The sequence below is a fragment of the Neoroseomonas rubea genome (assembly GCF_016106015.1).
Lineage (GTDB): Bacteria > Pseudomonadota > Alphaproteobacteria > Acetobacterales > Acetobacteraceae > Neoroseomonas > Neoroseomonas rubea.
In genome coordinates this window covers 1-11,494 of sequence record NZ_JACADQ010000111.1, presented here as the reverse complement: position 1 = coordinate 11,494, position 11,494 = coordinate 1, and the positions used below count along the sequence as shown (strand labels likewise).

10 protein-coding genes are annotated in these 11,494 nt (G+C 72.8%); 7 read left to right on the top strand and 3 right to left on the bottom strand.

All coding sequences use genetic code 11. The features are described 5' to 3' along the window. Positions 1 to 165: 165 nt before the first annotated feature. Positions 166 to 1,128, bottom strand: a complete 963-nt coding sequence (locus HW577_RS12530; RefSeq protein ID WP_198376471.1) for a Bug family tripartite tricarboxylate transporter substrate binding protein — start codon at positions 1,126 to 1,128, stop codon at positions 166 to 168. 117 nt (positions 1,129 to 1,245) lie between these two features. Here HW577_RS12530 and leuC point away from each other — a divergent pair, with 117 nt between their 5' ends. From leuC to HW577_RS12495, 7 genes are all read left to right on the top strand, one after another. Continuing rightward, positions 1,246 to 2,649 carry a 3-isopropylmalate dehydratase large subunit gene (gene leuC / locus HW577_RS12525; protein WP_198376470.1) on the top strand — a complete coding sequence of 468 codons (1,404 nt, stop codon included), beginning with the start codon at positions 1,246 to 1,248 and terminating at the stop codon, positions 2,647 to 2,649. A gap of 13 nt (positions 2,650 to 2,662) precedes the next feature. After that, positions 2,663 to 3,289, top strand: a complete 627-nt coding sequence (leuD, locus tag HW577_RS12520) for a 3-isopropylmalate dehydratase small subunit (RefSeq protein WP_198376469.1) — start codon at positions 2,663 to 2,665, stop codon at positions 3,287 to 3,289. Next, the gene (gene leuB, locus HW577_RS12515) at positions 3,286 to 4,392 is read left to right on the top strand and encodes a 3-isopropylmalate dehydrogenase (protein WP_198376468.1); all 1,107 of its coding nucleotides are present in this window, start codon (positions 3,286 to 3,288) and stop codon (positions 4,390 to 4,392) included. Before leuD ends, leuB begins: the two co-directional genes overlap by 4 nt. Positions 4,393 to 4,554: 162 nt before the next feature. After that, positions 4,555 to 6,075 (top strand): calcium-binding protein, encoded by a 1,521-nt coding sequence (locus HW577_RS12510; RefSeq protein WP_198376467.1) that lies wholly within the window; start codon positions 4,555 to 4,557, stop codon positions 6,073 to 6,075. Between the two features lie 62 nt (positions 6,076 to 6,137). After that, positions 6,138 to 7,091 (top strand): Bug family tripartite tricarboxylate transporter substrate binding protein, encoded by a 954-nt coding sequence (locus HW577_RS12505; RefSeq protein ID WP_198376466.1) that lies wholly within the window; start codon positions 6,138 to 6,140, stop codon positions 7,089 to 7,091. A gap of 3 nt (positions 7,092 to 7,094) precedes the next feature. Next, a complete protein-coding gene (locus HW577_RS12500) occupies positions 7,095 to 8,000 on the top strand; it encodes a sugar ABC transporter substrate-binding protein (RefSeq protein ID WP_198376465.1) in 906 nt (301 codons plus the stop codon). Next, positions 7,997 to 8,950, top strand: coding sequence for a Bug family tripartite tricarboxylate transporter substrate binding protein (locus tag HW577_RS12495; RefSeq protein ID WP_198376464.1), 954 nt, complete (start codon positions 7,997 to 7,999; stop codon positions 8,948 to 8,950). Before HW577_RS12500 ends, HW577_RS12495 begins: the two co-directional genes overlap by 4 nt. Positions 8,951 to 9,536: 586 nt before the next feature. Here the strand turns inward: HW577_RS12495 and HW577_RS12490 are convergent. Both HW577_RS12490 and HW577_RS12485 read right to left on the bottom strand, forming a co-directional pair. Then, positions 9,537 to 11,096, bottom strand: a complete 1,560-nt coding sequence (locus tag HW577_RS12490; protein ID WP_232474890.1) for an acyl-CoA carboxylase subunit beta — start codon at positions 11,094 to 11,096, stop codon at positions 9,537 to 9,539. Between the two features lie 61 nt (positions 11,097 to 11,157). Beyond that, positions 11,158 to 11,494, bottom strand: a 337-nt coding sequence (locus HW577_RS12485) for a hypothetical protein (protein ID WP_232474889.1), incomplete at its 5' end; no start/stop codon positions are given.

Below are 11,494 nucleotides of genomic sequence, written 5' to 3'. Positions count from 1 at the left end.
GCCGCCCAGTGCAGGCCGGGGGAGGATGAACCTCCCCCGAACCCCCTCCCTTCTTTGTCTGCTTGGTTCCAAAAAAGGTTGAGGGGGGAACGGGCGCCCATCGGCGTTGCGCAGCGACGTCGATGGGACCCGTGGGGGGAGAAGTTCTCTTCTCCACCCCTGCCTTCACCCCACGCGCAACCCCGTCGCCTGCACGATCCGCCGCGCCGTCTCACGGTCCCGCCGGATCACCGCGGCGAAGGCCTCCGGGTCGGACTCCACCGCATCCGCACCCGCCGCATCGAGCCGCCGTCGCGCCTCGGGGTCCGCCAGCGCGCTGCGCATCGCCTGCGCGACGCGCTGCATGGCGACCGCGGGCGTGCCGGCAGGCGCGAAGACGCCGGTCCAGGAGGACATGTCGTAGCCCGGGAAGGTCTCCCCGATCACCGGGATCTGCGGCAGCGACGCCTGGCGCTGCCCGGCGGTGCTCGCGATCAGCGTCGCGCCGCGCTCGACCGCGGGGCGCAGCGAGGAGAAGGAGATGATGCCCGCATCGATCCGCCCCGCGGCGAGTTCGCGCGCGACGTCCGCGCCGCCGCGGAAGGGCACGTGCTCCATGCGGATGCCGGCGGCGAGTTGCAGCGCCTCCCCCATGAAATGCCCGATATGGGCCACGCCGGGCGTGCCGTAGGTGACTTCGCCGGGCCGGCGCTTGGCTTCCGCCACGAAGCCGGCGAGGTCGGTCGCCGGGAAGCCCGCGCGGATGCCGATGATGTAGGGCTGCGTCGTCACCTGCACGACGGGGAGAAAGGCCGCGGCGTAGTCGAAGGGCAGGTCGCGCCGCACCTCGGGCAGGGTCGCGAAGGTCGCGCCCTCGAACAGCATGGTGTAGCCGTCGGCCGGCGCCTGCGCGACGGCCTGCGCGCCGATCGCGCCCGATGCGCCGGTGCGGTTCTCGATGATGAAGGACTGGCCGAGCGCCTCGGCCACGCGGGCCTGCAGCGTGCGCGCGATGGTGTCCGCCACGCCCCCGGCGCTGTAGGGCACCACCAGCCGCACCGGGCGTTCCGGCCAGGGCGCCTGCGCGCGGGCGATGGCGGGGGCGGCGAGCAGGCCAAGCGTGACGGCACGTCGGGGGATCGAGGTCATGGCGTTTCCTTCCCGTCGGGCGGGCGCTTGACCGCGCCCGATCCGCGCGGCGTGATGCCGCCGCTTTCCGGGAACGGTGCGGCGCAGGCGCGCACGGGTCAAGAACGAGGGAACGTCATGTCCGCGACCATGTTCGACAGGATCTGGGACCCGCATGTGGTGGCGGATCTCGGCAATGGCTGGTCGCTGCTCCATTGCGACCGCGTGCTGGTGCACGACCTGTCGGGTGGCCGCGCGCTCGAGGAACTGGCCGAGTCCGGCTACAAGGTGGCCCGTCCGGACCTCGTCTTCGCCACGCCGGACCATGCCGTCTCCTCCGCCCCCGGACGGACCTCCGAGACCTTCCCCAAGGGCGGCAAGCTGCTGGCCGGGTTGCGCAAGCGCGCATCGGAAGCGGGCGTGCGGCTGTTCGACCTCGGGCAGGACGGCAACGGGATCGTGCATGTGATGGGGCCGGAACTCGGCATCGTGCTGCCGGGCACGACGCTGGTCTGCGGCGACAGCCACACCTGCACCAATGGCGGCGTCGGCGCACTCGCCTTCGGCATCGGCGCGTCGGAACTGCGCCATGTGCTCGCGACGCAGACCCTGCCGCAGAAGAAGCCCAGGCGCATGCGCATCCGCTTCGAGGGCGCGGCGCCGCCGGGTGTGACGCCCAAGGACATGATCCTCGCCGCCATCGGCCGCTTCGGCGCGGCGGCGGGCGTCGGCCATGCAGTGGAATACGCCGGCTCGGCGGTGCGCGCGCTCTCGGTCGAAGGGCGGCTCACGCTGTGCAACCTCTCGATCGAGATGGGGGCGAAGATGGGCATGGTGGCGCCCGACGAGACGACCTTCGAATGGCTCGCCGGCCGGGACTTCGCGCCCAAGGGTCACGCCTGGGATGCCGCACTCGCGCATTGGCGCACCCTGCCCTCGGCGGATGACGCCGCCTTCGACCGCGACCTGGTGATCGAGATGCGCGACATCGCCCCGCAGATCACCTGGGGCACCAGCCCCGACCAGGTGCTGCCCGTGACCGGCCGCGTGCCCGACCCGTCCGAGGCGCCGGGCGCCGAGCAGCGCGCCGCCTGGGAATCGGCCATCGCCTATATGGGCCTCACGCCCGGCCAGCCGATCGCGGGCACCAAGGTGGACTGGGTCTTCATCGGGTCCTGCACCAATTCGCGCATCGAGGATCTGCGCGCCGCCGCCGCCGTGCTGCGCGGGCGCAAGGTGGCCCCGCACGTCACCGCCTGGGTGGTCCCCGGCAGCGAGCGGGTGAAGCACGCCGCCGAGGCCGAGGGGCTGGATGCCGCCTTCCGCGCCGCCGGCTTCGAATGGCGCGAGCCCGGCTGCGCGCTCTGCGTCGCGGCGAATGGGGAAGCGGTGCCGCCGGGCGCGCGCTGCGTCTCCACATCGAACCGGAACTTCGTCGGACGGCAGGGCACGGGGGCGCGGACGCATCTCGCCTCCCCCGCCATGGCGGCCGCGGCGGCGATCGAAGGTGCGATCGCCGATGTCCGCCTGGTCGCGGCGTAAGGGGGACAGCAGGATGGACAAGGTCACCACTGTCGCCGGCCCCGCCGTGCCGATGCTGCAGGCGAACATCGACACGGATGTCATCATCCCGATCCAGCGGCTCGTCGGCACCGGGCGCACCGGCCTCGGCCCCCATGCCTTCGAGCGGCTGCGCTACCTGAAGGATGGCAGCGAGAACCCGGACTTCGTGCTGAACCGCGCGCAGTATCGCGGCAGCCCGGTGCTGCTCGCCGGGCCAAACTTCGGCTGCGGATCGTCGCGCGAAGGCGCGGTCTGGGCGCTGATGGGCATGGGCGTGCGCGCCGTCATCGCCCCCTCCTTCGGCGACATCTTCTTCAACAACTGCTTCCAGAACGGCCTGCTGCCGGTCGCCTTGCCGGAGGACGTGATCCGCCGCATCGCGGAGGAGACCGAAGCCTCGCAGGGCTCCCGCCACACCACGGTGGATCTCGTCCGCCAGGTGGTCGTGACGCCGGAAGGCGCGGAAGTTCCCTTCACCATCGACCCGCGCCGGCGCGAATCGCTGCTCGAAGGGCTCGACGACATCGCGCTGACGCTGCGCCACAAGGACACGATCCTCGCCTGGCAGCAGGCGGATCGCGCGGCGCGCGCCTGGGCCTGGGAAAGCGTGGAGCGATGAGCATGCTCGACATCTGCGTCCTGCCCGGCGACGGCATCGGGCCCGAGGTGACGGACGAGGCGGTGCGCGTGCTCGACTGGTTCGTGACCAAGCGCGGCGTGCCCTTGCGCATGACGCGGCACCTGTTCGGCGCCGCCTCCTGGGCCGCGCAGGGCACGACCATGCCCGACGCCACCTGGGACGCCATCATGGGCGCCGACGCGCTGCTGTTCGGCGCCGTCGGCAGCCTCGACCAGACGCACATCCCGCCCGAGGAACGGCGCAAGGGCGCGCTGCTGCGGATGCGCAAGGCGCTCGACGTCTTCGCCAATCTCCGCCCGGTGCGCGCCTGGGCGCCGCTCGCGGAATCCTCGCCGTTCAAGGCGCGCACCGTCGCGGGCGCGGACCTTGTCTTCGTGCGGGAACTGACCGCCGGCGTCTATTTCGGCACGCCGCGCGGGATCGAGACGCAGGCCGACGGCACGCGCCGCGGCGTCAACACCCACACCTACACCGAAGCCGAGATCGCGCGCGCCGCGCGCTTCGCCTTCGAGCTCGCCCGGACGCGCCGCAACCACGTCACCTCCGTCGACAAGGCGAATGTGATGGAGGCCGGCCGGCTGTGGCGGGACGTGGTGACGGAGGTGCACCGCGCCGACTTCGCCGATGTCACGCTCGAGCACATGCTGGCCGACAATTGCGCCCTGCAGCTCGGCCGCGCGCCGACGCGCTTCGACGTCATCGTCACCGACAACCTGTTCGGCGACCTGCTGTCCGATTGCGCGGGCGCGATCAATGGCAGCCTCGGCATGTTGCCCTCCGCCGCGCTCTCCGCCCCCGGGCCGGACGGGCGGCGGCGCGCGCTGTACGAACCGATCCACGGCTCGGCCCCCGACATCGCGGGCAAGGGCATCGCCAACCCGCTCGGCGCCATCCTCTCCGCCGCGCTGCTGCTGCGCTGGACGGCCGGGCGGCCGGAGGAAGGCGCGCGGCTGGAAACGGCGGTGGAGGCGGCACTCGCCGCGGGGGCGCGCACCGCGGACATCGCCATGGCTGGGGAGGCGGTGCTCGGCACGCGGGCGATGGCGGGTGCGGTCATCGCGGCGTTGGACGCCGGGGCCTAGCGGCGCGGCGGGGGCACGGCCTCGCCTTCGCCTGTTTCGCCATCAATAGTTAATTCGTTTTAACTTATATATCTTTGCTTGATGAAACCTCCCGGGCCTGACGAGCATTTCCGCTGACAGCCGGCGCGCATCGGATCGCGCCGGACAGGAAGGGATGCAGGCATGAGCGGCAGCGCCACACGATCCACCCTCGCGGCGCTCACCGCGATCCTTCCTACGCCAGGCGACGACAGCATCGACGGCACGGACGGCAATGACCGGATCGACGCGCGCGCCGGCAACGACACGGTCAATGGCGGGCTCGGCGACGACACGCTGTGGGGCGGCCCCGGCGATGATTCGCTCGATGGCGGCAACGAAGCCGACCTGGTCGTTGGCGGCCCCGGCAACGACACGCTGCGCGGGTGGCACGTCGAAGGCGGACCGGGCAATGACGAGATCTTCGTCACCAACGGCGGCATCGGCGATGGCGGCGCGGGCGATGACTGGATGCAGGGCGGCGCCGGGCCGAACACGCTGCATGGCGGCGCCGGCAGGGATACGATCGAGGGTGGGCGCGCCAGCGACCGCCTGTACGGCGATGCGGGCGACGATGTCATCGCCGGCGGCTTCACCGGCGACGACTGGATCGAGGGCGGCGCCGGGAATGACGACCTCTATGCCGGGCGGTCGGGCAGCGACAGCCTGTTCGGCGGCGCGGGCAACGATACGCTGGCCGGCGCCTTCGGCGGCGACCTGCTCGATGGCGGCGCCGGCGACGACTGGATCTATGCGCGCCTGGCCGACCACACGCTGCGTGGTGGCGCGGGGCACGACACGCTGACCGCGCAGACGGGCAACGACATCCTCGACGGCGGCGCCGGCGACGACCTGCTGGAATCCGGCGGCGGCAACGACACGCTCGCGGGCGGCGCCGGGGCGGACACGCTGCGCGGCGGGGATGGCGACGATCGCCTCGATGGCGGCGCGGGCAACGACCTGCTGGTCGGCGGCGAGGGATCGAACCGCATGGCCGGCGACGCGGGCGACGACACGCTGTTCGGATCGCGCGAGGACCTGCCGATCGGCGGCGGCCCGAGCACGCTCGATGGGGGCGCCGGCAACGACGCGGTCTATGGCACGAGCAGCGCCGACAGCCTGGAAGGCGGCGCGGGCAACGACATCCTGGCGGGCCTGTCCGACGACGACACGCTGCGCGGCGGCGCCGGCAACGACACCATGTCCGGCGGCGACCAGGACGACCTGCTGGATGGCGGCGCCGGCCATGACGAGCTCGACGGCGGGCGCGGCGAGGACACGCTGCAGGGCGGCGCCGGCAACGACACGCTGTTCGGCGGCACGCAGGACGACCTGCTGGTCGGCGGCGCCGGCGCCGACTGGATGGACGGATCCTCGGGCGACGACACGCTGAACGGCGGCGGCGGGGCGGACCTCTTCGTCTTCGGCGCCGGCACCGGCCCGACCGATGCCGACGTGATCGAGGATTTCTCGGCGCGCGCGGACCGCATCCGCTTCGAGCTCGGCACCGCGCCGGTGTCCATCGCCGATGCGGGCGCGGATGCGCTGATCACGACCAATGTCGGCGGCACGATCCTGGTGAAGGGCGCGAGCGCGGCCGACGTCGCCGGGGCCATCGAGGTGTTGCCGGCCCCGCTCGCCGCGGACCCCTTCGCGCTGGGCTGACGGCGGGGTGGACCGGGCGCGGCCGGCCGCCTAGCCTTTCGTCCAGCCAAAGGGAGGAAGCCATGCGTCGCACCCTGCTCGCCGCCGCCGCGGCGGCGATCCTCGCCCTGCCCGCCATGGCGCAGGACCGCACGGTCCGCGTCATCTCCGGCTTCGCCCCGGGTGGCGCGGGCGACCTCATGGCGCGCCTCATCGCCGAATACGTGCCGCCGCAGATGGGCGCGCGCGGCGTGGTCGAGAACCGCACCGGCGCCAACGGCCTGATCGCCGCCGAGGTCGTTGCACGCAGCACGCCCGATGGCATGACCGTGCTGCAATGCCCGATGGGCAGCATGACCATCACGCCGAACCTGCCCGGCGCCTCGCTGCCCATCGACCCGCGCACCGAGATGACGGGCGTCGCGAATGTCGCGCTCTCCACCTACGCGCTCGTCGTCGCCGCGCGCGGGCCGCACCAGGATGTGCCGGGCCTGCTCGCGGCAGCGAGAGCGCGGCCCGGCGGGCTCACCTACGCCTCGGCCGGCGTGGGGTCGGCGCAGCATCTCTCGGTGGAACTGCTCAAGGCGCGCACGGGGCTCGACATCGCGCATGTGCCCTATCGCGGCGCGGCGATCGCGGTGGTCGACATCCTCGGCGGGCGCGTCGACTTCATGATCACCAATCTCGGCGACGTGATGCGCCAGATCACGGGGGGCGAGTTGCGCCTGCTTGCCCTCGGCGACGATGCGGGATCGCCGCTGTTCCCCGATGCGCGGCCGATCTCGGCCTTCGTCCCCGGCCTGCAGATGGCCGGCTGGTTCGGCATCTGCGGCCCGCGCGGGATGAACGAGGAAAGCCTCGCCCGCTGGTCGGAGGCGACGCGCAAGGCGCTCGAGAACCCGACCTTCCGGGAAAGGCTGCTCGCCAACGGGCTGACCCCGCTGTTCGAGGACACCCGCGCCTTCAACACGCGCATCGCCGCCGACCTGCGCTCCTGGGGCGAGGTCATCCGCGCCGCCGGCGTGCGCGGGGATTGAGGCGTGGCGCTCCGCCTCGCGGCCTTCACCAAGAACGGCGTCAATCCGAACTACCAGGCTTTCCTGCTCGGCGTGGAAAAGGCCGCCGCCGCCGAGGGCGCGGTCGCGACACGGCATTACCCGCCGGTGCCGGATGACCCGGACGGGCAGATCGCGCTGCTCGCGGCCGTCGTCGAGGAACGCCCCGACGCGATCATCTTCGCCCCCGCCGACGACCGCCTGCTGGAAGCGCCGGTCGCCGCGGCGATCGCGCGCGGCATTCCCTTCATCGGCTTCGTCAACCGCATGGCGGGCGACTTCGTCACCTTCGTCGGCGCCGACGATGTCGCGATGGGCCGCACCATCGCCACCGTGATGGCCGAGGCGCTGAACGAGGTCGGCGACGTGGTGCTGGTCGAAGGCCCCGACACCGCGCCCACCAGCCGCGACCGCGGCCGCGGCTTCCGGGACGCGCTGGCCCGCTACCCCTCCATCCGCATCCTCGGCACCGCGCCGGGGCGCTATCTGCGCGCGCCGGGCCGCGCCGCGATGGAACGGCTGCTGCTCGCCCATCCGCGCATCGACGGCGTGATCTGCACCAACGACCTCATGGCGCTGGGCGCGCTGGACGCGCTCGATGACGCGCACCGGCAGGCGCTCGTCGTCGGCAACAACGGCACGCTCGACGCGGTGCGGGAGATCGGGCGCGGCCGGCTGCTCGCCAGCATGGATTATGACGGCTTCCGCATGGGTGCCGTTGCCGCCATGGCGGCCCTGCGGCACCTGCGCGGCGCGCCCGTGCCGCGGGAGATCCTGCTGCCCGCGCGCGTCATCGACCGCCGCAACCACGAAGCCTTCCTGACGCCGCCGGAGGACCGCCCCCTGCCGCGCTGGGAGGATGCCATCACATCCGGGGAGACAACGCCATGAAGATCGCCCGCCGCGCGCTGCTCGCCGCCCCGCTGGCCACGCCGGCGCTCGCGCAGGCCGCCTGGCCGAACCGGCCGGTCCGGCTGATCAGCCCCTTCGCCCCGGGCGGGCCGCAGGACGTACCGGCGCGCTACTTCGTGGAGTACCTGACGCCGCGGCTGGGCCAGCCGGTGGTCTATGACAGCCGCGCGGGGGCGGGCGGGCAGGTCGGCATGCAGCATGTCGCGACGGCGACGGACGGGCATACCTTCCTCATCACCTCCAATTCCGTCGCGACGCTGCCGGCGCTGCGGCGCGACCTCGGCTTCGATCCCTTCACCGACCTGCTGCCCGTCACGATCGTGACGGAGGCGCCGCTGGTCTATTGCGTGCGCGCCAACGGCCCGACGAACCTGGCCGCCTTCGTCGCGCGGGCGAAGGAAGCGCCCGGGCGGGTGTCCGTCGGCAGTTCCGGCATGGGCTCGGCGACGCATCTGGCCAGCGCCTTCCTGATGCAGAAGGCAGGGATCGATCTTCTGCACGTGCCCTATCGCGGCGCCGGGCTGATCATGACGGCGCTGCTGGCGGGCGAGATCGACGCCTTCGTCGGCGACCTCTCGCTCGCGCTCGAGCACATCCGCGCCGGCACGATCCGGCCCATCGGCGTGACGACGGCCGCGCGCGCGCCGCTGCTGCCGGATGTGCCCGCGATCGGCGAGCAGGTACCGGGCTATGCCGTGCCCTTCTGGTTCGGCCTGTTCGCGGCGAAGCAGACGGCGCCGGAAGCGATCCGCCGGATGAACGCGGAACTCGCCCCGCTTGCCGCGCCGACCAGCGAGTTGTCCCGCCGCATGGCCGATCGCGGGTCGCTGCTGGTGCTGAGTGGGCCGGAGCCGCTGGCGGCGCGGCTGCGCAGCGAGGTCGCGCAATGGCGGGAGGTGGTGCGCGCGGCGGGGATCACGGTGGAGTAGCGCGGGCGGCGCGGGACAGGTGTTTCCCGCTGGACATCGGCGCCGGAATGATCTAGGAAATTCCACCTAGTCCAGGCTCTTTGAGGCTGTGCATCCGTCCCCAGACCCGTCCCTCGGCGGCGTGCGGACCATGTGCGGGGTTCAGGCGGTGGGGTCTGGGCGTTCGCCCGGCGTTGGGTCGCCGGTTGCGCCGGGCCGCCGGTCCGGGTGGTGGGGCGGCGTCGCGGTGAAGGGGCGCGTGTCGCGCGCCTGCTGCGCCGGAGGTCCGCCTCGGATGTGAGCGCGGCCTGCGGTCTGCCCTTCGGGCGGCAGGCCATTTGTCCGAATTCCGCATCTCCGCCGCTGCCGCGTCTCCGGCCCGTGCCTGCCTCGGCGCGCCCGGCGAATTTGTCCGAAACCCACCCGTCGCGGACGGCGCCAAGTCTCCAAAGAAGGGAGGGGGTTCGCGGGGAGGTTCCCCTCCCCCGCACCTACCTCGGCCGACCCACCGAATTTGTCCGAAACCCGCCCGTCCCGGGCGGCGCCAGGTCTCCAAAGAAGGGAGGGGGTTCGCGGGGGAGGTTCCCCTCCCCCGCGCCTTCCGGCCTCAAGGCCGCATCGTAAACCCCGCCACCCCCGGCGCCCGCAGCGGGTCGGCGAGCCGCGCGAACTCGCACAGGAGCCGGCGGGAGTCCCGCGGGTCGATGATCTCCTCGACCCAGAAGGCCTCCGCGGTGCGGAAGGGCGACCGCAGTTTCTGCAGCCGTTCCTCGATCTCGGCCACCTTGGCGTCGCGGTCCTCGGCGGCCGAGACTTCCGCCGCGTAGGCCGCCTCGACGCCGCCTTCGAGCGGCAGCGACCCCCAGCGTGCGGAGGGCCAGGCGTAGCGGAGCGAGAAGCGCCCCGCCGGCTGGTGCACCACGCCCGCCACGCCGAAGGCGTTGCGCAGGATGATGGTGCACCAGGGCTGGCGGCACTGGTTGACCGCCGCCATGGCGCGCACGCCCCAGCGGATGGTCGCGGTCTTCTCCGCTTCCAGCCCCACCGCGAAGCCCGGGCAGTCCATCAGGTAGACGACCGGCAGGTGGAAGGTTTCCGCCAGGTCCACGAAGCGGATCACCTTCTGGCAGGCATCCGCCGTCCAGGACCCGCCCTGGAACACCGGGTCGGAGGCCAGCACCGCGACGGCGCGGCCTTCGAGCCGCGCGAGGCCCGTGACCACCGGCCGGCCGAACCAGCGGCCCATCTCGAAGAAGCTGCCCTTGTCAAACAGCGTCTCGACGATCGGGCGCATCCTGTACGCCCGCCGCGGATCGCGCGGGATGGCGGAGAGCAGAGTTTCGTCGCGCCGCGCCGGATCGTCGCGCGAACGGATGGCCGGCGGCAGTTCGTGCACGGAGGCCGGCATGTAGGACAGGAAGCGCCGCGCCAGCGCGAAGGCCTCCTCCTCGCTCTCGGCCGCGTCGTCCACCGCGCCGGCCTTGCACTGGATCTCCCAGCCGCCGAGGTCGCGCTTGTCGAGCTTTTCCCCCAGCCGTGCGACGACCGGCGGCCCGGCGACGAACATCGCGCTCGTCTTGGTCATGATGGAATAGTGCGCCGCCGCGAGCCGCGCCGCGCCCAGCCCCGCGACCGAGCCGAGCCCGAGGGTGACGACCGGCACCAGGCCCATATTCGCCGTCGTCTGGTGGTAGAGCTGCGTGCCGCCGACGCCGCCGGGCAGGTTGGCGCGGCCCGTCGTCTCGATCGTCTTGACCGAGCCGCCCCCGCCCGAGCCTTCGATCAGCCGGATGATGGGCAGGCGCAGTTCGGCGGCCATGCGCTCGGCCATGATCGGCTTCTCGCGGATCGTCGCATCCGCGCTGCCGCCGCGCACGGTGAAGTCGTCCCCCACCACGACCACGGGGCGGCCATCGACCAGCGCGCGGCCCATGACGCAGTTGGATGGGGTGAAGGCGGTGAGTTCGCCCTGCGCGTCGTAGTCCGCGCGTCCCGCGATGGCGCCGACCTCGTGGAAGGACCCGCGGTCGACCAGCCGCTCGACCCGTTCGCGAACCGTGAGCCGCCCGCCCTCATGCTGCCGGCGGACCTTGTCGGGCCCGCCCATCTCCCGCGCCAGTGCTTCCCGGCGGCGCAATTCCTCGAGTTCGGCGTTCCAGCCCACCATGCCTGCCCGTTCCTTCCCGGGCGGCATCCTCCCGCCGCCCGGGCCGGGCGGCAAGCGGGGGTCAGGGCGCGGCGAGGTCGCTGCGCAGGAACCAGAGCGTCAGCGGGGCGCCATTGGTCAGGCGCATGCGCACCGTCTCCGCATCTCCGCCCTCGGCGACCCATTCGTTCACGCGGAAGGTGGTGCGGCAGCCGCCGGCGGCGCGGGCCTCGACGAGCAGCCTCGGCTCCGCGCCCGCCAATTGGCGCAGCAGGCGAAGGGCATTCGGGTCGGCGCAGCCGATCGTCCCGTCCCGCGCGACCCGGACGACCTGCCGGGCGGCGGGCGGGGTGGCGGCGGGCACGCTGGCGGCCGCCTCGGTGACCGCCGCGGGTTCGCTGGCCTCGCCCGCGGCCCCC